This is a genomic window from Polaribacter sp. IC073, assembly GCF_007997075.1.
GTDB lineage: Bacteria > Bacteroidota > Bacteroidia > Flavobacteriales > Flavobacteriaceae > Polaribacter.
Genome location: NZ_VORS01000002.1, coordinates 74135 through 99733 on the forward strand (window position 1 = coordinate 74135; position 25599 = coordinate 99733).

Here is a 25599-nt window from a genome sequence, read left to right on the forward strand (position 1 = left end):
TTTAAGTTAGAATTATAAGTTGGAAGAGTCATTTGAGCGAAAGTTTAAATGGCTTTTTTACTTCTTATAACCTTGGTTATAAACAACCAATTCTGTTAAGTTTTCTTTGTTAGGATTTTCTGCAAAAGAACGCAAATAAGCATCTGTATATTTTATAATTCTATCTTCTGGATAAAACAAAACTTTATTATCATATTGTGCCCATTCATTCATGTTTAAATAGGCTTTACCGTCTTGGTATCTGTAAAAATGCTGAATATGTTCAGGTAAAAGATCTTCTAACTCTTCACTTAAAACAATATTGTAATAGTTTAAATCTGCTGTAAAAAAGTGAAAAGAGAGCAAGTTGTCATAAAAACCAGTGGTGTTGTTTGCTAGAGGCAATAAAATGGTAAATGTTAAAATGACTATTTTTTGTTTGTTGATAAATTTCAGAAAGAAATCAAATGCATTTGTCGTTTTTAAGCTCCAAAAAATAACAACCACAGATACCATATTCTGAATATTCCAAGGCACCACATTATAACCATAACCTAAATAAAATAGTAAAAGTGTAATAATACCATGCATTGCAAGAATACATACCACTCCGAATTTTCTTGTCTTATTAAACAATAATAAAACACCCATCGAAGCTTCTAGCCAAGGAACAGCATAAGTAAAAACTTCAAGAAAAATATGAGGTAAAAAACTAAAATGTTTTTCTAAAGCACTTAGCCATTGTGTGTAAAATGCTTCGTTTAATTTTTGAATTCCACTCCAGAAATACGTTGCAAAAAAGATAAGAATTACGGCGTATAAAATTTTTTTATAATCTGTTTTTCTTGGGAATATTTCAATAGCCAAAATGGTTAAAAAACTTTGATAAAAGTAGGGTTGAAGCCTGTTCTGATCTATTAAAGCCAAATAAAGGTAGAGTAAAAGAACAAACCAACCTTGCCATCTTTTATTCTGAAATATATATATAATTTGTATAAAAAAGAAAAAACCGGCTAAAATAAAATCAAAGGGATTTGTTGGAATTGGCAACCAGTCAAACAAAGGAATTACAGGAAAAAGTTTTGTAGAAAGCCATAATTTAGGAGCGTAGACCATCAATACCAAAACGGCAAGAATTGCAATAATACGTACCCAATTTACTTTTTGTTTGTCGTTTAGGTTAAATACCATGAATATATAAATTATTGAGTTCGGTTATTTTTTTATTTTTATCTTCTGATAAATTATTTAAAATTAGCCAATCTTCAATTAATTTAAAACTCCAATTCTTTAAAAAGAATTTATTTAATTTTAAAAGATTCTCAAATTTAGAAATTGAAAATTTATGGTTATCAATTTTTGCAATATTTATAATCTCTTGAAAATATGGAATTAGAGATTTGTAATTTCTATTTTCAACCTCTATTTTGTCCAATCTATTAATATATTCTGATGCCAAGTTTATTTTATTACCAATGATGTAAGCTTCTACTAAACTAAGATAATTACCCCAATCTTTAGGGTTGTATTTTAATTGTGATTTGTAATAATCAAAGGAATTATTAAAATAAACTTCTGCAATAGAATCTTTCTTCATTTTTTTTGAAAGCATTCCTGCTTCTGTCCAATTGTTACTGCTAAATTTTCTTGAGGATATTTCAAAATTTTGAATTGCCTGTATAGTATCGCCAATTGCTAATAAACTTCTTGATTTATATTCAAAATTTGGAAGAATTGAATTTAGAAATCTAATATTTTGTGAGGTATCTTTTTTTATTTGAGCGTTTGCAAAAGCTATAGCTTTAGTGTAATTTTTTGTATGGTATAGTGATTTTATATAATTATCTTCATACAAGTGTTTGTATGTTAATATACTATCAATTGCAAATGCTTTTTCTGTATATTTAACATTTTTTGAGAAATCTTTATTACTATATTTTTTATTGGCCGTTTTAGCGTAAGCAATAACAAGATCGTCACTTTTTTCTATACTATTCTCATTAATAAAACCTTTTTCAACAAACAGTAAATCAATTGCAGCTTTATTTCCTCTGTATGTGTTAAAACCTTTATTTTTATTTAGATTTAATGTTGTTAAATATTTAGCATTTATCATATCTTGAGGTATTTCACTAATAAAATTTTCTCTCAAATCAATATCTTTTGCTTTTATATCTTTCCAACCGTTTTTTGGTAAATTTTCGATATTACATTCTTCTAAATTAATAGTATAATTTTCAAAAATTGATTTTTTTAATACTTCAAATAGTTGTTTTTCATCAATGTTTTTATTTAATGATAATTCTATAAATTCTAATACTGGCAGTTTAGAAAATGAAATTGGTAATTTTGTAATATTATTTTCTAATACTTTTATGTTTAATGTTGTGTCTTTTTTAAATTTTCTATTATTTACATAACTATAGTTACTTCTGTTGTATAAGTATATTTTTTTTAGTTTTTTTAATTTGCCAAAGTTATCAGAAAGTTCTTTTAAATTATTATTTGTCAAAACCACTCTTTCTAATTTCTCTAATTCGCCAAATGAAGTAGGTAGTTTTGTTAACAAATTAAATTCCGAATCTAATATTTTGAGCGATTTAAGTTTTCCGAATTTATTTGGTAAATGAGTAATTCTATTTCTAGAAATATTTAAGTATTCTAAATTTATTAAACTTTTAAAAGATTTAGGGAGTTCATTAAGATTATTAAGTTCTAAATTTAAATGTTTTAGTTTTTTTAAATCTCCTATTTTTTTTGGAAGGTTTTTAATATAATTTTCGTGCAACATTAAACTATCTAAATTACTGTTTTCCGTAAAAGATTTAGGTAGAGTTTCAATTAAATTATTATTTAAACTTAAATAAGATATGTTGAGTGTTCCTATATCTTCTGGTAGTTCTTTAATTTTATTATGATTTAAATATAGTTGCTTTAATTTAGATAAGTTACCAATTTTTTTAGGTAAAACTGTTATATTATTAAAATATAATTTTAAAGATGTTAAATTTTTGAGTTGATTAATTTTTTCATCAATAATTTCTAATCTACTTCCTTGAATTTCAATTTTCTCTAAATTCTTTAAATCATAGAAAGTTTCAGGTAACTTTTGTTCAAATATATTATTGGCACTATAAAATTCTTTTAGTGATTTCAAACCACCAATTTCATTTGTTAGACTTAGGTTTGTATTTAACAATTTTAATTTTTCAAACCCTTTAATTTTAGATAAAGTTGAAAAAAACAGGTTTGAATTTTCAATTTTTACTGAACTTAATGATAACTCTTTTAAATAACTAAAATTTGCCAACAAAGAATCATTTAAATTTAACCAACCTAAATGAAGGTATTTCAAATTTTTAATTGAGGAAAACTTATTTATTTCTTCTAAAGTATTTTTCCCATCATCAATATTTAAAGCTAATGATGTTAAATTTTTAAAACTTTTAATTTTATCTGGAAATGAAACATCTTTTGAACTTGAATAACTTAAACCTTTAATAAAATTTAGTTTTAAAAAGTTGGGGTTTTTAAATATTATATCTGGTTGCTGATTAAAAGTAAAAATTATATTTTCTAATTTTGGTAATTTAGCTATTGATGATAAGCAATTACTTTGATTCCAATTAAAATCGCCATAAAAAGAAACTGTTTTTATATTTTTTAGTTGATAAATATTTTTCGGAAAAATTATACTATCAATTTTTTTACTATTGAAAAATGAAGTTGGACTTTTAAATTTAATATACTCAATATTGTTAAATCTTTTCAAATTCGTTACTATGGAATCTAAAGCTAAATTTTCGGAAACTGTAATTGTAACGTATTTTATTTTAGAAATAACATCTATTGAATCTTTATATTCATTATAATCTTTAGAATTGTAAGCAAAAACATCTTGAAAGCCAAATTTTTTTAAATGAGAAATATCAACTTCATGTTTACCGCTGTATGATTTATCAAATTGATCAGAGTAGACTACGTAATTTTGTGAATGTATTATTGTAGTGAAAGTTAAAATAAAATAAAAAGTATATTTTGACATAATTATTATTTTGGAAAATGATATTTCAAATATATATAAACTTTTCAATTACCAAAAAGCACATCTAGCCCAGATTGTAAAGGCTTCCTTTTTTCTTTTCCAGAAAAAAGATACAGTGAAAAGCTGGAAATAGTTTCAAAAAAAACATCATAAAACTACAACTTTTCTGCTAAATATTTCGCCGTATAAGATTCCTTATTTTTTGCTAATTCTTCTGGTGTGCCTTGAAAAATAAGGTTTCCACCATTTTTACCACCTTCTAAACCTAAATCAATAATATAATCTGCACATTTAATTAACTCTATATTATGTTCGATGACAACAATAGAGTGTCCGCGGTCTATTAGCGCATTAAAACTAGCTAATAATTTTTTAATATCGTGAAAATGCAAACCCGTTGTAGGTTCATCAAAAATAAACAACGCTTTGTCTTTTGTATTTCCTTTGACTAAAAATGACGCTAATTTTATACGTTGTGCTTCACCACCAGAAAGGGTAGAAGAAGATTGCCCTAATTGCACATACCCCAAACCAACATCTTGCAAAGGTTTTAGTTTATTTGCGATTTTAGTCACCAAATTTTCTGAGAAAAATGCAACTGCATCGTCAATGGTTAAGTTTAAAATATCATCAATAGATTTTCCATCAAACTTTACTTCTAAAACTTCTTTTTTGAAACGTTTTCCGTTACAAACATCACATTCTAAATGCACATCTGCCATAAATTGCATTTCGATGGTTACTTCACCTTCACCTTTACACACTTCACAACGACCACCTTCTACATTAAAAGAAAAATGTTTTGGTTTGTAGTTTCTAATACCCGATAATTTCTGATTGGAATACAATGCACGAATATCATCATACGCTTTAATATATGTTACAGGGTTAGATCGAGATGAACGCCCTATAGGATTTTGATCTATAAATTCTACGTGTTTTATAGTCTCAAAATTCCCTTTTACTGCGGTGTGTTGTCCAATTTTCTCTCCATAACCAACTAGCTTTTTTTGCATTGTTGGATAGAGTATTTTCTTGACCAATGTACTTTTTCCAGAACCAGAAACTCCGGTAATTACGGACAAGCAATTTAATGGAAACGTAACATCTATATTTTGTAAATTATGTTCTCTAGCACCAATAATTTCTATTTTATTTACAGATGTTCTTCGTTTTCTAGGAACTTCAATCTTTAAATCTTCATTTAGATACTTAGCCGTTAAAGAATCTGATTTTAAAATTTCTTTAAAATTACCCTCTGCAACTACGTGTCCGCCAAAAGTACCTGCTTCTGGGCCAATATCTATAATATAATCTGCTTCTCTCATGATATCCTCATCATGTTCTACCACAATTACGGTGTTTCCTAGATCTCGTAAGTCTTTTAAAACACCAATCAATCTTTCGGTATCTTTTGGGTGCAGACCAATACTTGGTTCATCTAAAATATACATGGAACCCACCAAAGAACTCCCTAAAGAAGTAGCTAGATTTATACGCTGACTTTCCCCTCCAGAAAGTGTGTTGGAGGTTCTGTTGATGGTTAAATAATTTAAACCAACATCTGTTAAAAATTGCAATCTATTATTGATTTCTGTCAACAAACGTTTTCCGATTTTTGCTTCGTATTTGTCTAATTTTAGATTTTTGAAGAAAACAGCAAGTTCATCTAACGGAAGTGCTACTAAATCTGAAATGTTTTTCTCATTTATTTTTACATAATTAGTTTCGTCACGCAGCCGTTTTCCATGACAGGTAGTACATTTTGTTTTTCCGCGATAGCGAGAAAGCATCACTCTATTCTGTATTTTATAACTTTTCTCTTCTAAAACTGAAAAGAAATGATGAATTCCGTGAAAAGATTTATTTCCTTCCCAAACCAATTCTTTTTGTTTTTCTGATAATTCAAACCAAGGTTTGTGAATTGGAATGTCAAATTGATAGGCAACATCAATTAAAGCCTCTTTATAATGAATATAAGAAGGTGTTTTAAAAGGAAAAATGGCATCTTCCATGATAGACAAACCTGTATTCGGAACCACTAAATCTTCATCAATACCTATTACATTTCCATAACCCTCACAAGTTGGACAAGCACCATAAGGATTGTTGAAACTGAATAAATGTGTGTTTGGTTCTAAAAATGTAAGTCCGTCTAAAGCAAACTTATTACTAAATTCGGTTACCTTATTATCTGCTAAATTTTCGATGAAACAGATTCCTTTTCCTTCAAAAAAAGCAGTTTGAATAGCATCTGCTAAACGATTGTAAAAATCTTCATCGTCTTTAGTAACAATTCTATCAACCACTAGAAGTAAAGGTTCGTCTTTAAATTTTTCCTGCGGAAAATCTGAAATTTTATAGACTTTATCGTTCCATTTTAAACGTGCATAGCCTTGTTGCTCTAAAACTTGCAAAACAGTTTTTAAATCGCGATTTTCATCAATAATAACAGGGGCAAGTAGTAAGAGTTTTGTTTTATCATCAAACTTCTTTATAAACTTCACAACATCAGAAACGGTGTCTTTTTTAACTTCATCACCAGAAATAGGCGAGTAGGTTTTACCAATTCTTGCAAATAATAATTTTATATAATCGTAAATTTCTGTAGATGTACCAACCGTAGAACGCGGATTTGTAGAATTTACTTTTTGCTCAATTGCAATTGCAGGAGCAATCCCTTTTATATAATCTACTTTTGGTTTGTGTAGCTTTCCTAAGAACTGTCTTGCGTACGAACTTAAACTTTCTACATAACGTCTTTGTCCTTCTGCATACAGTGTATCAAAGGCCAAAGAAGACTTACCAGAACCAGAAAGCCCTGTAATTACTACTAATTTATTTCTAGGAATTACAACATCAATGTTCTTTAAATTGTGGAGTTTTGCTCCTTTTATAATGATGTTTTCTTTAGGATTTACTGCGGAAAGATCTTTCTTCATGTATCAAAAATATAAGCCATAAATTTACCAAAAAATATACTCATTTTATAGTACGCAAAATCTTTTTTACAAAAAGTTTGTCAAATAAAGAAATAATAAGCATATTTGTAACCTATAAACCACACAAAATTAGACGTATATAGCATAAAATTACTTTAAAAATTATTAATCTTTAATAATACAGAAAAGCCCTTTCGCTTTTCTAAAAGTAGTTATGATACGTAAAAACCCAATTTCAGATAGCATTTTAGTTAGCGATTATATAAATGGTAAAGAAGCTTCTTTATCTATATTAATTAACAAACATCAACAACGTTTATTTAGCTTTATTTATAGTAAAGTACAAGACAAAGACTTAACAGAAGATATTTTTCAAGATACATTTATCAAAGTAATTAGAACTTTAAAAAAAGGAAATTATAATGAAGAAGGAAAATTTTTACCTTGGGTAATGCGTATTGCACATAATTTAGTGATTGATTATTTTAGAAAAAATAACAGAATGCCCTCTTTTAAGAATACAGATGAGTTCGATATTTTTTCCGTTTTACATGATGGAAGCTTAAATGCAGAAAAAAAAATAATACAAGAACAGATTTATGATGATGTTAGAGAGCTTATAAATGAGTTACCAGAGGAACAAAAAGAAGTTTTGGTGATGCGCATGTATAAAGATATGAGTTTTAAAGAAATTAGCGAAAATACAGGTGTTAGTATTAACACAGCTTTGGGTAGAATGCGTTATGCGTTAATAAATATGCGTAAATTAATAGAAAAACATAAAATAATTTTAGTGGATTAGCAATAGATATAATTATTTTCACTTAATTTTTAAAACCTTCATAACTTAATTATGAAGGTTTTTTTACGCTTATGAATTTGATTATTTGGCAGGAATAATTGTTTATTTTTAGATAAAAAGTTCATTCACGACAAAAACAGGGCAGTTCACGACATTTTTTTTGTAACCATCTATTTGTTCTCTAGTTTTGATACTAAAGTTAATTTAAAACAAATAAAAATGGCAAAAAAATTATTTTTTATCTGCTTGTATATGTGTTTATTTCAAATACAAAGTAGTAGTGCTCAATGGGAAATTGTTGGAGAAGATTATGCGGGAGCACACCAAAATCAACAATTGAAGATTGATGGGGATGACAATGTCTATCTAGCATATACAAATGTTAATAATGATGACAAAATTACCGTAAAGAAGAGGGATGTAAATACCGATATTTGGGAAGTTATTGGCGTTGCTAATTTTTCTTCTGCTGGAGTATCAAATTTAAATTTATCTATTTATAACAATGTGCCTTATTTAGCATATAGAAATGGTAACAATGAACTTGAAGTAGTAAAATTTGATGTAACTACTTGGGTTAGCGTTGGTTCACCAAATATTCTTGGAAGTAACGTGAGGTCTTTAAGTCTTGCAATAGACAACCTTGGTATACCTTACGTAGCGTTTGTAGATGATACTAATTCTCTAAAAACGACTGTAATAAAGTTTGTAGATGCAAGTTGGAGTTTAGTAGGTGCTGAAGGTTTTACAATTGGAAAGACAGCTTCCCTAAGTTTAGCAATAGATAGTAATAATCTGCCATATGTTGCATATCAAATGACTGGTACAGATTATTCGAGGAGAGCATACGTTTCTCTTTTTAACGGTACTTCTTGGGAGTTTGTGAAAACAGGAAATATTGATTATGCGTCTCTTGAAGAATATACTAACTACTTAAGTTTAGTTATAGACAGCAATGATAAACTTTTTTTAGCATTGAGTGAAGGTGGTGGTCAGGGTGGAGAAAATGTTGTCTTAACCCATGATGGAACAGCTTGGTCTTATTACGGGAGTAACTTTGGTGACCCTGTTACTGCTCTTGATTTAGTTATGGGAAATGACAATGTGCTTTATGAAGTTTATAGAGATGTGGATAGTAACTACAATAATAGAACAAATGTTGTTTACAACGATCCTGCAAATCCGGGTTGGAATTTTATCAACCCAACATTACCGAACGCTGTTAATGATTTTGCGTACGGGCAACAAATAGCTGTAGACAGTAATGGCACTCTTTTTATTGCGTATCAAGACAGCGAATTTAATAAAGCCAAAACTTCAGTTTATAAGTTTAGTAAAACTCCTTATGCGAATTGGACCAATGTTAGTGCAGATACTTCTACAGATTTTTCCTTTAGCAATGAAGTAGAAGTTCTAAACTCAGCTATAAGTCCAAACGGAGTACCTTATATATCTTATTTAGATAACAATAAAGTTACAGTAGCAAAATTTGATGGTACAGAATGGGCTTCTGTAGGCATACCAAATTTTGAAACAACTGGATTTGCAACGTTCTTTGGTGTTGAATCAGGTGTTTTTGTAGATCGTAATAATGTACCTTATGTATTTTTTAATTATTTAGAAAATGCACCAGATTTTAACAGTGGTCCTCCAAGTGATTTTCCTGTATTTAAATTATTGAAATTTGATGGAACAAATTGGGTTGCAGCTACAACAACAGAAGAAGTAGGTAGTGGAGCTAATGGAGTGTTTTCTGTTGACAACAATAATAATATTTATTTTGCTAGTACAACCTATGATTATAGTTCTGGGTCTCCTGTTATTTCTACTACCATACAAAAGTATAATGGTAGTATTTGGACAACTTTAGATAACACGCTTACATCTTCTGTAGTTACTCTTTTAAATGATAGTAATGATAGCCTTTATGTTGGATCTTGGTCTGATGAAGATGACAAATATTCTTTATTTAAGTTTAATGGAGTGTCATTAGAAATTTTAGGGACTGCTTTACAAATTAGTAGTTTTGATCGTTCTGAAAATTCAGTTACTATGAAATTAGATAGTAATAATGTACCCTATATTTCTTATTTAGAAGGTAAGAAAGTGGTCATTAAAAAAATAAATGCTACAAGTGATGGTTGGGATGATATTAATGTTGTGGATTTACCAATAAATATAACGGGGCTAAGTTTTGACTTAGATACTGCAAATACACCTTATGTTGTCTATAAAGATGTTAGTAATGAAACATCTGTAAGGAAATTTAATGGTGCAAGCTCACAATGGGATTTGTTAGGTGTTTCAAACTTTACTTTTGGAGTATCGAACAATTTAAAGATTACTTTAGATTATAATAACATTCCTTATGTAATTTATAAAGATGAAAGTAGAGGTGATCAACCAAGAATTTTCTCTTATTTAACAAATACAAGTATTACAAGTACAGCAACAACACTTGCTTGGAATGATCCTACAATTTGGGGAGACCGTACCGTACCAACTAAAACAAGCAGAGTTACTATTCCTGCAGGGAAAACCGTAATTATAGATGATGTAACCAGTGCTGTTGCAGGGAGCATAACAATAGAAGGTGTTTTAGAATTTAACTCTAGCAACACAAGTAGTAGTACTTTAATTACACAAACAGATCCTATTGGAAAAATAGCATTTAAACGAGATGTTCTTGGAGATAAAAAGTGGCATGTTGTCGCAGCACCTTTAACGCAAAATAAAGATATTTTTGCTGGTAATAATGCATTGGAAACAGGTCAAGGTAACAATAGAGGAATTGGTTTTTACAATGATGGAAATACTGGTTGGACGTATTATCAAGATGGAACAACTAATTCTGAAGATTTTAATTTTGGTGATGCCTATAGTGTTTTATTAAGTGATGCAAGTGAGTTGCAATTAGAAGGATCTGCTACTGCGAGTCCTGTTCATAAGGTGCTTTCTAAAAACACTACTGGTTGGAATTTAGTAGGAAATCCTTATTTAGCATTTTTACCTATAAATGTTTCGGGCAATGCAACCAATAATATATTAGATAACAATGACGCTGTTTTTCAAACAGGGTTTAAATCTTTGTATTTATGGAACAATGCTACCGAAGATTATACCGTAGTAAATCAAGCAAACACAACTACAACCTTTGTGTCACCTGGTCAAGGTTTTTTTATAAACGCAAAAAATAATGGAGATCTATTTAAAATAGATCCAACAATGCGTAGCCATGAAACGGCTGTTTTCTTTAAATCTTCTAAAAATCCTTTTGTGATAGAATTAGAAGCAAAAACAGGCGATGTTGTTAAAAAGAGTCAGATTAAATACTTTGAAAATTCAACGAAAGATTTAGATGAAGGTTATGATGCTGGTCAATTTTCTGGAGGATTAACAAGTAAAGGCGCTATTAGGTTGTTTACTAAACTAGTAGAAGATACCTCAAACTTAGATATCGATTTAGCTTTACAAGTACTACCTACTTCAAGTTATGAAGAGATGGTAATTCCTATTGGTTTAGAAGTTAAAAACACGGTTGAGGTTACTTTAAAAGCAACTATTTCTCAATTACCAGCAGATTACAAAGTGTTTTTAGAAGATAAAAAGGAGCATAAATTTTATCGATTAGATACTAATTCAAAAGGTTATACAACAGAAGTTACAAGTAGTGACAAAAAAGGGCGTTTTTATTTACATACTACTACTGTAGACTTAACGAAAACCTTGGGCGTTGTAAATGAGAACTTTTTAAACGCAACTGTATTTGTTGCAGCAGAAAATGTATTAACAGTAAATGGCTTAAACTCTAAGAATACAACATTAGAAATATTTAATCTTTTAGGGAAACAAGTATTTACGAAACACTTACAAGACACAAAAGCAGCAATAGATCTAAACAGACTCGCAAAAGGGTTTTACATCGTAAAACTAAAATCTAAAGCGCAAAAGGAAATTAGCAAAAAAATAATTATAAAATAGTACATATCTCAGACAGCAATGAAGAAAAGTATCGAAAATAAAGAAGAAGACATCACAAGAAAAGATGCGCTAAAAAAAATAGGGAATTATGGTAAATATGCGGCTTTAACTGCATTAGGAACGTATCTTATTTTAAATCCACAGAAAGCGCAAGCAAGTTCTCCATCTACACCAGAATCGGTAGGGAGCGGATTTTAATTAGAAACATTTAATCAAGTTTATAAACGAGTTGCACTAAGCAACTCGTTTTTTTTTAATTTATTGAAGAACAACATAATAAAGTAAAAAAAGTAGCGTTATCTATATATAAATAACAGAAAAAGAATATATATGATGCAACTTTACTCTAAAAAGCCTTCTGATATGCAGATGCAACCTACACATGAAACAGTTCAATTTTTGATTGATTTTTCCAAATCGTTAACTTTTGTGAAAACCAAATCAAAAGATTTCATTGAATTGAATTTGAATTAAGAGTGGAAAAAGCTTCAACAATTGTTGGGGCTTTTTTTATATGCATCATTTTTTAATTTAAATGAGATAAACAAAGCCTTTTTTTCTTCTGAAATTGCAGTCATGGAAAACATATTAGTAGCAGGTGCAAATGGCACCACAGGAAAAAAGATCGTAGATTTATTAGCAACATCACAATATTTTAATCCGGTTGCTATGGTTCGTAAAGAAAGTCAGAAAAAGCAATTTGAAGATAAAAAGATAGCAACTATTTTAGCAGACTTAGAAAAAGACGTTTCTCATACAACGGAAAATATCGATAAAATAATATTCGCAGCTGGTTCTGGTGGAAAAAATGTAAAAGCAGTAGACCAAGAAGGAGCAAAAAAGTTGATAGATGCAGGAAAGAAATCGAACGTAAGAAAATTTGTAATGTTAAGTTCGATGGGAGCAGATAATCCAGAAAGTTCAGAAGAACTTAAAGATTATTTAATAGCAAAGCAAAATGCAGATATTTATTTAAGAGAAAGTAAATTACCATATTCGATAATTAGACCTGGGGCCTTAAATGATGAAAAGGGTAAAGGAAAAATTGAACTGAGTAAGAAGTTAAACAAGTCTGGTGAAATTAGTAGAGAAGATGTTGCACAAACTTTAGTGCATGTTTTACACGATACCGCAGTGATTAATGAAACTTTTGAAATAATAGAAGGCAACACTTTAATAGGAAAAGCAATTCCGAGTTAAAATGTCACCTATTTTAGAATAAAAAAACACCTTATTTAGGTGTTTTTTTTGTTTTATAATAATCGTCTAAAACGGTTTTTCTACCAATTGTTTTTGTGATGATATCGTTCTCTAAATTCCAACCTCTTGCCGGTGAATATTCTCTACCGTACCAAATAATTTGTAAATGTAAGTCGTTCCAGATTTCTTTAGGAAATAGTCTTTTAGCATCTTTTTCTGTTTGTACAACGCTTTTTCCATTCGATAAATTCCAACGATACATCAAACGTAAAATATGAGTATCTATTGGAAAAGCAGGGACACCAAAAGCCTGACTCATAACTACTCCAGCCGTTTTATGACCAACTGCGGGTAGTTCTTCTAAACCTTCAAAACTTTGCGGCACTTCACCATTATATTTTTCAATTATAATTTTAGATAAACCATAGATTCCTTTCGATTTCATTGGAGATAATCCGCAAGGACGAATAATTGCCTTGATTTCTTCCACAGACATTTTAATCATATCGAAAGGATTATCCGCTTTAGCGAACAAAAGTGGCGTAATTTTATTTACACGAACATCTGTACACTGCGCAGATAATAAAACCGCAATTAATAAAGTATACGGATCTTTATGATCTAATGGAATAGGAATTTCTGGATATTTTTCTTCAAGTGTATCAATTACAAATTGCACTTTTTCTTGTTTGTTCATAAAATGAGTTCTAAAGATGTAAAGTTAAAAGTTTCTAAAGTTTTACACATTATTTACTAAAAAGTTTTTTGTATCATTTTTACTTTTTAACTTTCCACTTTATAAACTTTCAAACGAATAGTCATGACATCATTAAAAATAGGAGATAAGGCACCACAATTTGAGGCAAAAGACAATGCAGGAAACACTGTTAAATTAGCAGATTATGCTGGTAAAAAGTTAGTATTATTTTTTTACCCAAAAGCAAGTACGCCTGGTTGTACTAATGAAGCGTGTGATTTACGAGACAATTACCAATCTTTTTTAGCAAAAGGATACGACGTTTTAGGTGTAAGTGCAGATTCTGCAAAAAGACAGCAAAACTGGATTAATAAACACGAATTACCTTTTCCGCTTTTAGCAGATGAAGATAAAGTGGTAATTGAAGCTTATAATGTTTGGGGACCAAAGAAATTTATGGGCAAAGAATATGATGGTATTCACAGAACTACTTTTGTAATTGATGAAAACGGCGTTCTTGAAGATATAATTTCGAAGGTAAAAACGAAGGCACATGCAGCTCAAATTTTAGATTAAGCTATAATTAATCCTTTTTGAATTCCGAATTTAATTAATTCTGGAGTGCTTTTAGTATGTGTAATCTCAAATAAATCTCTTTTGTGAGATTTTAAAGAGCTTTCTGTAATATTTAATATTGCAGAAAGCTCTTTTTCTTTTTTATCGGAATGATTAAACAATGCTTGTAAAATTTCTAATTTACGTTTTGTAAATGTATAATTATCAACACTTATTTTTGAGGAAATTTTACTGGGCTTTATCGTTTTATCAACAAAACAATGTAGGATGATTTCTTTGAAATTTTCTAAATTACCGTCTTTTCCTACAAAAATATCGACACCATTATTTATTGCCTTTTCTTTTATGAAATTATTATTCATTGTTGTTAAGGCAATGATTTTAAATGTTTTATCTGTTGGTTTTATTTGATCAATAAAGTCTAAAGAACATTTGCTGTTAAAGTTCACGTCTAAAATTAAAACATCTAAATTATAAAAATTCGTGAATTTAAAGAGTTCTTTTAGGGTTGTAAAAGTAGCGACAACATTTAGCTCTTCATGCATATTTAAGCTGTCTTTTAACGCATCACAGAAAAAGCGATTGTCGTCTGCAATAACAATTCTTATCGGTTTTTTAATCATTTATAGGAGTTTCTATTTTAAATACGGTTCCTTTTTTATTAGAAATACATTCTAAAGTACCATTTATTTGTTCGACTCTATTTTTTACACTATTTAAACCAAAACCTGTTTTCTGTATTTTATTTTGATTGAAACCAATCCCATTGTCAGAAACTTCTAAAAGAACAAATCCTTCTGTTTTTTGGTTGATTGAAATATTTATTTCGGTTGCTTCAGAATATTTAATAGCATTTGTGGTTAATTCTGAAAGTATTCGATACAAGTGAACACATTTTTCTTGCTGTAAATCTATGGAGTCAATCGTAAAAGTGTAATTAATTCTTTGACTTGTAAGTGCATCTAACTTCTCGCAAAACTCGATTAAACTCGTAATAAAATTTTCTGAATTAATTTTTGGAACATGTAAACTATTTAATAAGTAGCGGTAATCATTATAAAAAGCATCTAAGATTTCTTGAATTTTTTCTGGTGTATTTTCCGTTTTTTGTAATAAACGTAATTTTAAAGCTTCTAAATAACCACCAAAAGTATCATGCACATTGTGTACTAATTTATTACGCTCTTGTTGCTGAATTTCTAAGGCTTTATTTTGAAACTGATACTTTAACTCGTCACTTACTTTTTTTAGTTTAAAGTATTTTCTTTGTGTATCTATCACAGAACCAAAAATATATCTAGTAAATAATAAAATTTCTAAGGAAAGCATGATGTAGTAAATATTAGGACCGCTTAATTTGATAGCTAGACTATTTTCTACACTAGGATTCATGATTTGCCCATTAATTACTGCTAAAATGGGTAAAATAAATGCTATGACTAAATATATTGGTAGTTGTTTTTTTATAGTTAAATATAGGTGTGTTAAAACCCAAATAAATACAATTATTTTTAAAACCGACCAAACGGCAAGGTATAAAGTAACAAAGCCACCAAAAAAATATTTATAAGCATACAATAAAATAATAGGAATTGTTAAAAACGTTCCCCATTTAAAGATTCCTTTAGTGATCGTTTGAGAGGCCTTTAGTTTATAAAACTTCATATAAAAAGAACCAATACAGAATACACCAACAGTCTGACTAAAACTTCTAATATTGTTTGTAATAAAAGTACTGTCTGACCAAAAATATTGAACACCTAAACCTTTACCTGCAAGAAACTCAAATAAAACAGTAATACTATAAAGTGCATAAAATAAGACAGCATATTCTTTTTTTAGAACAGCAAAAAAAACTAAAATTAAAGTCATGGAAATAAGAAAAGCAATAAACAAACCAAAATAGAAATATTCTGTTTCTACGCGTTTTAAAAATTGATTTTCTGTTTCTAGATACAATGCCATTCTAGTTCTACCATTATTATTTTTAATTTTTAAAAAAACATCTGTTGTTAATAAGGTGTCAACAGGAATTTTCCAAACGGGGTTTCTATAAAAAATATTTTTGTGAGGAAAAAGCTTGTTGTTTGAAACTTCGTATAGCGTATCTACCTTATTTCCTTTTCTTAAATATATTTTTCCGTACGGTAAATAGGTATTAGAAATTGTAAAGTATTTGTTTTTGGTAATTATTTTTGATGGTTTTACAGCGAAGTGATGCCATAAGATTTTAGTGCCTAAATTTTTATAAATCTTTTGATTTTTCTCTTGGAAGAATTCTCCTTCTTCATACTTATTTATAATATCTATAACTGTATGCTGTTCTTTATCATCAATATAAAAGGTTTTTAGATCCCTATAAATTGATATCGAATCTTCTTGAGAGAAAATAAGCGCTGAGTAAAAAAATAAATAAAAAATAAATTTAAGTTTCACTTTGAGTATAGATTAGAAAAAAGACCCTACTAAAGTATGGTTTTTTTTTTGTAAGACAAATTAAATTTGTTAGGCTTTAAATAAGGTAAGTATAATGGGGGTTATAAAATTATTTGACACAGCACAAACTAAACCTGTTCCGCAACATAATATACTGTGGAATGAGAAAAAACTGCCTATTAGTTTTATAAAAGACTTCCTTTTTTTCTTTGATGTTTTGCCTGAAGATTTACCAAAACTAATTTCGTTTTCTAAAGAGTTAGAAAAAAACAGGCAATTTGCTACTCGAAATAAGAAGAAATTTAACTCTTTAACCGACAAAGAGAAAGAGGTTTTTATTTTGGTTATTAATGGGAAAAGCTCACATGAGATTGCTAAAATACTCTTTATTGAAACCTCAACCGTTTCAACTCACAGAAAACGAATCAAACAAAAACTAAACTTAAAATCAATTTTCGATTGGTATCAGTATGCCAAAGCCTTTGAGTTGATGTAACTCTACAATATACCTACTGCTAGGTATTTTATTGCTTTATAACTAAAACTACTTTTGATCATTACCTATTATACAACCATAAACACCACAAAACGAAGATGAAAACAAAACTACTTTCTTTAGGAATCCTTTTTTTGAGCTTGAATTTATTAGCGCAAACAGTAGCAATTCCAGACACAAATTTCGAACAGACTTTAATTGATTTAGGTATTGATACTAATGGCTTAAATGGAAATATTTTAAATGCAGATGCAGTAAATATTACCGATTTGAATTTATCTTCTAAAGATATTTCAGATTTAACAGGAATTGAAGCCTTTACAAATCTTACCGACTTATATGTTGATAATAATAATTTGTCTGAAATTAATTTACAAAACAACAATCAATTAACGTTATTACAAATTTCAAATAATAATCTTAGTGCCTTAGATGTATCACAAAACACGAACTTTATTAGTCTTTATGCAGATGGTAATAGTATTACAACTATTAGCTTTTCGAACAGTAATTTAGTAAGGGCAATTTATCTACGTAATAACCCAATTTCAGTAATAGACGTAACTAATTTTTCTAATTTGAAGCACTTAGATTTAGCATATTCTAATATTAGCGTTATAGACGTAACGCAAAATTTAAATTTGGAAGCACTTTGGGTTGGCGGTACGCAATTAACAAGTTTAGACGTAACGCAAAATACAAATCTTCTTGGTTTGGGTGTTTTTGAAAATGGATTTTCTACAATAGATTTATCACAAAATAGTTTGCTTGTAAATTTACAAATTAATGACAATAATTTTACTTCTTTTGATACTTCTAATTTACCAAATTTACAGTTTCTAAGTGCTCAAAATAACCAGTTAACCTCAATTGATTTTTCTGCAAATACGCAATTAGTTAGTGTCCAGATTCAAAATAATGTACTAAGTACTGTAAATTTAACAAATAATACAGCACTAACCTTTTTGGCAATTTATCAAAATCAGTTGACCTCAATAAATGTAACTAATAATGTAGCATTAACATATTTAGGCATTTTTCAAAATCAATTGACTTCAATAGACATCTCACAAAACACAGCGTTGGTTACTTTTTCAGTTAGAGAAAATCAATTAACAGCATTAGATGTAACTAAGAATACAAGTTTAACAGGTTTATGGTTTCATACAAACCAAATTAGTAGCATAGATGTTAGCCAGAATATACTTTTAGAAGGTATCGGTTTTGAAAATAATTTGATTACAGAAATAGACTTATCTAAAAACAACAAGCTAACAAGAGTTTATGTAAACAATAATAACTTAGAAAAAATCAATCTAAAAAATGGTGCTAATGGTTTAATTACAGATATTAATTTTAATGACAATATAAATTTAAACTGCGTTGAAGTTGATGATGTTAGTTATGCAACAACAAATTGGACAAATATTAGTGATGCTGCAAATTATAGTTTAGATTGTTTTGTAGAACCTATAACGGTAGCAATTCCAGACACAAATTTTGAACAAGCTTTAATAGACTTAGGATTAGATTCTAATGGTTTAAATGGGAATATTTTAGAAGTAGAAGTAGATACCATTACTAAACTTGTTTTAAGTGACAAAAATATATCAAGTTTAGAAGGGATAAAGTCTTTCACAAATTTAAAAAGATTAAATTTTTCTAACAATCCTATAACAGAGTTAGATGTAACCGGACTTCAATTTTTGAATTATGTTGGTGCAAATCAAACGGAATTAACTTCAGTAATACTTGCAGATAATCCTGCGATTACCACGATGAATTTTAATTTTAATAGTTCATTAGCGTTTGTAGATATTACGGGTTGTACTAATCTAGATAATTTTCAGATAGGTTTAACAGCCATTCAAAATATCGATTTAAGTCAAAATACGAAACTAAAGTCTTTTGTATTAGCTTACAATCAACTAAGTATTCTAGATGTAGGTAATAATCCATTACTAGAAGCTGCTGCTCTTTATGGCAATCAAATAACCTCATTAGATTTCTCTAGTAATCCAAATCTTTTAGCAGTTTATGCAGCTACTAATACTATTTCTACTTTTGTAGGTACTTCTAGTCTTCAATATATTGATTTAAAACAAAATAATATTTCTAGTTTTGATGCTTCAGTATTTCCTGATTTAGAAACGATTAATCTAGATGCTCAAAATGTTGATTTAACCTCTTTAAATATTGCTGGTTTAACAAGCCTTAAAGAATTAAATCTTCTGAATAATGAATTGGGCACTATAGATCTTAGTACTTTAAGTTCTTTAGAAATACTTGGTGTTAGCAATAGTAATCTTGCGGCTTTAGATATAAGCAACAACACAAAATTGAAAGAACTACATGTGAAAGCAAATTTACTAACGACATTAGATGTGTCTAATAACGGTAATTTGATGGTTTTAGACATTTCAGAAAATAATTTAACGGAATTAGATTTAGGTTCAAACGCAATCACAAAATTAGTAGCAAAAGACTTACCTAGTATTACTAAGATAAATTTAAACAATAACTATAATCATCTTATTTCAGAATTAGATTTACTTAATAATCCGAATTTAACCTGTGTTCAGGTAGATGATGTGAATTTTGCAATGTCTAACTTTACGAATGTAAGTTCTTCCTCTATTTTTAATTCAGATTGTGGGTATACTGCGCCTGCAAATAATGATCTTCCTATAGCAATTCCAGACACAAATTTTGAGCAAGCTTTAATAGATTTAGGGTTTGATCAAAATGGTTTAAATGGTTACATTTTAGAATCTGAAGCAGTAGCAATTGATAGTTTAAAAATTTCAGACCCTACAAATAATGTATTATTACCAAACGTTTTTGCTAAAATTACAGACTTAACAGGACTTGAAGCAATGCCTAATTTGGTTTCTTTAGAAGCAGCAAATAATACAATTTCTACTATAAATTTATCGCAGAACACAGCATTATCTAATTTATTTTTAAATGGTAATCAATTAACTTCTGTAGATGTTTCTAACAATACTTTATTAGAGAGATTGGGGGTGATGTATAATCAAATTACAAGTATAGACGTTAGTATGTTGGTAAATATAAAAGATTTATTTGTACATAATAATCTTTTAACAACGATAAACGTTTCTCAAAATGCAAACCTAATATGGTTAAATACTTCAAATAACAACTTAGGAAACATAGATGTTGCTAACAATACTTTATTAGAGCGTTTATATGTTTGGAGCTGCGGTTTGTCTAATTTAGAAATAACCAATCTAACAAATTTAAAAAGACTTTATGCAAATGGTAATGCATTTACTACGGTAGCTCTTAGTCAAAACACATTGTTAGAAAGACTATCTATTTATGAAGGAGCATTAACTTCTTTAGATATTACAAATAATCCTTTATTAGTAGATTTAAGAATCTATAATAATCAATTGACTTCTATAGATCTTTCACAAAATTCGGCCTTAAAAATACTATGGTTAGAAGGAAATCAATTAACGTCGGTAGATTTATCAAAGACTGTTTTAGTAGAAAATTTAGCTGTTGGTATAAATCCGTTAGTTTCGTTAGATGTTTCTGCGCTCTCAGTAATAAAAGTAATTACAGCAGAACAAACAGAAATAGCATCTTTAGATGTTACAAAGAATAGTACATTAGAGCAATTATGGTTGCCAAACAATCAGAATTTAATGCAGTTAAATATTAGTCAAAATCCTGAAATCTTTAATTTAGCAGTTTACAATACAGGTATTTCTACTTTAGATGTATCAACAAATTTAGCACTAACAAGACTATATGCAAGTGATAATGCTAATTTAACAACGATAAATTTAAAAAATGGAAACAATTCTTTAATTACGGAGATTCAGTTACAGAATAATCCGAATGTAACATGCATTCAGGTTGATGATGCAACGTATTCTGCAACAAATTGGACAAGTATAGATGCCAACGCTAATTTTTCTACGGACTGTAATTTAGCGCCAGTAGTTGTCATACCAGATGTGAATATGAAAGCAGCATTAGTTGCGGATAGTTTTATTAATAGTAATGGTGATAGTGAAATTCAGGTATCTGAAGCAGCAGCAATCACGCAAACTTTAACAGGAGAAGGTTTAGGTATTTCTGATTTAACAGGAATTGAAGCTTTTATAAATATTACAGGTTTAAATGTTCGAAATAATAATTTAACCAATATCGATTTATCCCAAAACACAAAAATAACTTTTTTAAATGTAGAAGAAAATAACCTTACAAGTATCGATCTTTCCAATAATACAGCATTAACCTGGTTAAGCGTTGGTAAAAACCAAATTTCTAATATTACTGTAAGTGCATTGGTTAATTTAGAAGAATTTTATTTATTTGAAAATCAAATAGCAACTTTAGACGTTTCTTCAAATGTATTGTTAAAGAGAATTTGGGCAAATCAGAATGAGTTAACAAGTATAGATTTATCAAATAATGTGCTTTTAGAACAAATTAATTTTGATTGGAATTTTAATTTAGGCAGTGTAGATTTATCGAATAATACAAAGCTTTGGAGAGTTCACTTTTGGAAAACAAGCATTACTTCAATAGATGTTAGTCTGTTACCCGATTTAGCAAGATTATACCTTTCAGATAGTAAAATTACTGCTTTAGACATAACGAATAATCTAAAACTTACAGATTTAAGAGTAGGAGAGAATGATCTCATCGCTTTAGATGTTTCAAAAAATACTCTTTTAGAAAGAATTGATGTGAGCACCACCAAAATAATAGCACTAGATGTTTCAAAAAACACAATTTTACAACGTTTATGGATTCATGATAATCAATTTACAGGCATAGATATTTTAAAGAATACATTGTTAACAGAATTTATTGCAAATAATAATAAAATGGTAAATATTGATATCAATCAAAATACAAACCTTACCAAATTAATTTTAAATGACAATTTATTAGAAAGAGCTTATTTAAAAAATGGCAATCATACAGCAATTCTAGATTTTAATATTACAAACAATTTAAACTTAGCTTGTATTGCGGTAGATGACGTTATTTTTTCAACAAATAATTGGAGCAATAAAGATGCAACTGCAAGTTATAATACAGATTGTTCTTCGGAATGGGAAGTGTACACAACAGATGAGAATTTAGAAACAGCGTTGTCTACTTTAGTTGGCTTAGATGATGATGGCGATGGAGTAATTACATACGAAGAAGCACAAGCTTTTACGGGAGATTTAGATTTAAGCGGTCAAAATATTACATCAGTTGTCGGTTTAGAAGCATTTACAAATGCAGCCAGTATAAATATTTCTGGAAACAGTATTACAGATATTAGTAGTTTGTTAAATGCTAATTCTGTGGTTGTTTCTTCAAGAATAACAGGAGCGCAGAGAACTTTGGCAAGAAGCAGTAATAAATTAAAAGTATTAAATGTTGCTAATAATTTAATAGCAGCGATAGATATTTCTCAAATCACATCCATTACAGAATTAAATGTGAGTCATAATAACTTAACAACTTTAAATATTAAAAACGGAGCAAATACAATTATTTTAAAATTAGATGCTACAGGCAATGTAAATTTAACGTGTATCGAAGTAGACGATGTTACAGCAGCAGTAAATAATACCAATTGGAAAAAGGATATAGCGGCAAATTATAGCAGCTCATGTAAGGTATTATCTCTTGAGAGTGATTTTCTAAAGGACAATATTTCTATATATCCAAATCCTGCAACAACAGCTGTTCACGTTTCAGTGTCTAATGGTTTGATTCTAGAAACCATAGAAGTTTATAATCTAGTAGGTAAAAAATTAATAAAAGTAAAAACAAGTAAATTAAATATTGAAAACTTGTCTAGCGGAATTTATTATCTAAGAGTTATCACCGATAAAGGATTTATCAATCAGAAATTAATTAAAAATTAAAAAAAAAGGAAAAGAAGTAAATTCAAAAAGCGAGTAGATTTTAATCTGCTCGCTTTTTTATTATTTGTAAATTTTATAGCTTTAAAACTTCATACTTATTTTAAAATTTAAAACTCTACCCGTCATAAAATTAGGAATACCGAATTGGTTTTTAGAATACACATCTCTTACCCAAGTATTGGTGATAGAGTTCTGAATATCGAACATATTAAAAAGTTCTAATCCAGCAGTTAATTCTTTAAACTTAGACAACCAACCTGTTGTGTATTGCTTGTTTGCATCCGCAAAAACATAAGAAACACCCAAATCTGCTCTTTTATAATCTCTTAAACGTTCTTGAAATTTATAGACATCTGCATAGGCAGGCGCACCACCAGGAACGCCGGTATTATAAACTAGGTTTAAATATGCTTTTAAATTTGGTAAATTTGGCACATAATCTTGAAACAAGATAGCAAATTTTAAACGCTGATCAGATGGTCTAGAAATAGTTCCTCTATTGTCAATATTTTCTTCTGTTTTCAAATACCCTAAACTCACCCAACTTTCACTGCCCGGAACAAACTCTCCATTTAAACGGAGATCAAAACCTTGTGCATACCCAGTAGTGACATTGTCTGCTCTGTATCTAATTCTTACATTATCTACAGCGTACGCATTAATGTTGCTTAAATCTTTGTAATACAACTCTGTGGTTAGTTTAAAAGGTCTTTCCCACATATTAAAACTATAATCTAAACCAGCAACAAGGTGAATCGATTTTTGTGCTTCTACCGCTGTATTTATTTTTCCATTGTAATTTTTTAATTCTCTGTAAGAAGGTGGCTGTGAATACCAGCCTCCAGAAAAACGAAACAACATGTCTTTTTCCCAATTTGGTTTGATAGAAAATTGTGCTCTCGGACTAATAATAGTCTGATTGCTTGAAGAATTTTGTTCGGATTTAACGGTCCAATTTTGAGCTCTAACGCCAAGATTAAACCAAACTTCGGTATCATTCCAGAATAAGCGTTCATTAAATTGAACAAACCCAGAAAAACGTTTGATTGTAACTGTATTGTCTTCTCTAATATTTTGAAAAGGAGTTATTGGCCCTTCAAAAGATTCATAAGGTTGGTTATTTGTTAAGCTATTTGGCGGACGAATAGAAAACCCTAAAGAATCGATTACTTCCCATTCTCTATTGCGTTCTCTAATGTCTTCATGTTGATATTTTACACCAAAATCCCATTGTTGCCTATTTTTTTTATACGTTCCTCTTATTTGCACATTATTTATCAATGCATCTAAATCGTTTCTTGCATGGTTTAATTGAGAGCCTATTCCTTGAGAGAAATCTACTTCTCCAAAATTTTCTGAACCAATATTTGCATCTACTTCCCCTAGATTATAAGCTGCTGATATATCGTAATATTCTTCTTCTTGCGTGTTGTAGCTAGATATTGTTCCTCTAAAAGACAAGGCTTCATTTGCTTTAAAATCTCCAGAAATTGCATTAAAAAGGGTGAAATAATTATTTTCTTCTTTACCGTCATAAAAAACGGTTAATTCTAAAGGATTTACAACGGTACCAAAACGTGTTCTTCTAGATATAGGTTGATAATTGTAGTTATTTAAAGAGAAGTTGCTTAAATAATTCAAAGAAAATTTCTCTGAAAATTGATACGTAACAAAAGATTGTAGATCTGTAAATTTTGGTCTAAAATTAGTTTCTATTTGTTTACTATTTACAAATAAGCTATTGTCTCTATATCTTAAACTCGTAATAACAGAAAGCTTATTGTCTAAAAACGGACTTTCGAAAGTTACACTTCCACCTAATAAGCTAGCATCGATAGTAGTTGCTATCTCTTTTGGTTTTCTATAGGTAATATCTAAAACAGACGATAATTTATCACCATATTTTGCTTGAAAACCACCCGCAGAAAAATTGATATTCTGCACCATGTTAGGGTTTATAAAGCTTAAACCTTCTTGCTGGCCAGAACGTATTAAAAAAGGTCTGTACACTTCAATACCGTTTACATACACTAAGTTTTCATCAAAATTACCACCTCTAACATTATACTGTGTACTTAATTCATTATTATTATTTACACCTGGTAATGTCATTAAGATGTTTTCTACACCTGCATTTGCACCTATAATTACTTTTGCTTTAGCTACATCTATGGTTGTAATTCCTTGTGCTTCTTTTCTTCGGTCTTTTACAATTACTTCTGCTAATTTTTCTGTTCTTAAAGATAAAATAGGAGAGAAGCGGATGGCATTTCTACTTTTTGCAGTTATTTTATGAGAAAATTTTCGATAAGAAATATGGCTAAACTTTACAGTAATTTCTTCCTGATAAGGAACTCTAAGTGAATAATTACCATTTTCATCTGTAACAGTTCCTGTCTCCCCAAATTTTACAGAAACATTTTCTATAGGGTTTTTGTCTTTGTTTTTTACAGTTCCTTTTAAAATAGTTATTTTCTGAGCGTAAGCACACAGCGGTAATAATAAGATGAGTATAAATATTTTTTTCACGGAT

At 29.1% G+C, this 25599-nt stretch carries 14 protein-coding genes; 7 read left to right on the top strand and 7 right to left on the bottom strand.

The window, feature by feature from the left end:
• Window positions 1–57: 57 nt before the first annotated feature.
• From ES045_RS03185 to uvrA, 3 genes are all read right to left on the bottom strand, one after another.
• On the bottom strand, window positions 58–1170 hold the full coding sequence (locus ES045_RS03185; protein ID WP_147112309.1) for a MauE/DoxX family redox-associated membrane protein: 1113 nt from the start codon (window positions 1168–1170) through the stop codon (window positions 58–60).
• Window positions 1160–4024, bottom strand: coding sequence for a leucine-rich repeat domain-containing protein (locus ES045_RS03190; protein WP_147112312.1), 2865 nt, complete (start codon window positions 4022–4024; stop codon window positions 1160–1162). The genes ES045_RS03185 and ES045_RS03190 overlap by 11 nt, the downstream gene beginning before the upstream one ends.
• A gap of 155 nt (window positions 4025–4179) precedes the next feature.
• Entirely contained in the window at window positions 4180–6966 is a 2787-nt protein-coding gene (gene uvrA, locus ES045_RS03195; RefSeq protein ID WP_147112315.1) for an excinuclease ABC subunit UvrA, read from the bottom strand.
• 214 nt (window positions 6967–7180) lie between these two features.
• Here uvrA and ES045_RS03200 point away from each other — a divergent pair, with 214 nt between their 5' ends.
• From ES045_RS03200 to ES045_RS03215, 4 genes are all read left to right on the top strand, one after another.
• A complete protein-coding gene (locus ES045_RS03200) occupies window positions 7181–7768 on the top strand; it encodes an RNA polymerase sigma factor (protein WP_147112319.1) in 588 nt (195 codons plus the stop codon).
• 219 nt (window positions 7769–7987) lie between these two features.
• Entirely contained in the window at window positions 7988–11749 is a 3762-nt protein-coding gene (locus ES045_RS03205; RefSeq protein WP_147112322.1) for a T9SS type A sorting domain-containing protein, read from the top strand.
• A gap of 18 nt (window positions 11750–11767) precedes the next feature.
• Window positions 11768–11947 (top strand): hypothetical protein, encoded by a 180-nt coding sequence (locus tag ES045_RS03210; RefSeq protein ID WP_147112325.1) that lies wholly within the window; start codon window positions 11768–11770, stop codon window positions 11945–11947.
• Window positions 11948–12325: 378 nt separating this feature from the next.
• A complete protein-coding gene (locus ES045_RS03215) occupies window positions 12326–12949 on the top strand; it encodes an SDR family oxidoreductase (protein WP_147112328.1) in 624 nt (207 codons plus the stop codon).
• Between the two features lie 31 nt (window positions 12950–12980).
• On the opposite strand, the gene ES045_RS03220 is transcribed toward ES045_RS03215, so the two are convergent.
• Window positions 12981–13646, bottom strand: coding sequence for an endonuclease III domain-containing protein (locus tag ES045_RS03220; RefSeq protein ID WP_147112331.1), 666 nt, complete (start codon window positions 13644–13646; stop codon window positions 12981–12983).
• Between the two features lie 123 nt (window positions 13647–13769).
• Between ES045_RS03220 and bcp the strand changes: the two genes are divergently transcribed.
• Window positions 13770–14222, top strand: coding sequence for a thioredoxin-dependent thiol peroxidase (gene bcp / locus ES045_RS03225; protein WP_147112334.1), 453 nt, complete (start codon window positions 13770–13772; stop codon window positions 14220–14222).
• Here the strand turns inward: bcp and ES045_RS03230 are convergent.
• Both ES045_RS03230 and ES045_RS03235 read right to left on the bottom strand, forming a co-directional pair.
• Entirely contained in the window at window positions 14219–14845 is a 627-nt protein-coding gene (locus ES045_RS03230) for a response regulator transcription factor (protein ID WP_147112336.1), read from the bottom strand. The genes bcp and ES045_RS03230 overlap by 4 nt on opposite strands.
• Window positions 14838–16658, bottom strand: coding sequence for an ATP-binding protein (locus ES045_RS03235; RefSeq protein ID WP_147112339.1), 1821 nt, complete (start codon window positions 16656–16658; stop codon window positions 14838–14840). Before ES045_RS03235 ends, ES045_RS03230 begins: the two co-directional genes overlap by 8 nt.
• 94 nt (window positions 16659–16752) lie before the next feature.
• On the opposite strand from ES045_RS03235, the gene ES045_RS03240 reads away from it, so the two are divergent.
• Window positions 16753–17154, top strand: coding sequence for a helix-turn-helix domain-containing protein (locus ES045_RS03240; protein ID WP_147112342.1), 402 nt, complete (start codon window positions 16753–16755; stop codon window positions 17152–17154).
• Between the two features lie 98 nt (window positions 17155–17252).
• The gene (locus ES045_RS03245; RefSeq protein WP_147112345.1) at window positions 17253–23066 is read left to right on the top strand and encodes a T9SS type A sorting domain-containing protein; all 5814 of its coding nucleotides are present in this window, start codon (window positions 17253–17255) and stop codon (window positions 23064–23066) included.
• Window positions 23067–23147: 81 nt separating this feature from the next.
• Here ES045_RS03245 and ES045_RS03250 read toward each other — a convergent pair whose 3' ends face one another.
• Complete coding sequence (locus ES045_RS03250; protein ID WP_147112348.1) at window positions 23148–25595, bottom strand: TonB-dependent receptor; 2448 nt, start codon at window positions 25593–25595, stop codon at window positions 23148–23150.
• Window positions 25596–25599 lie beyond the last annotated feature (4 nt).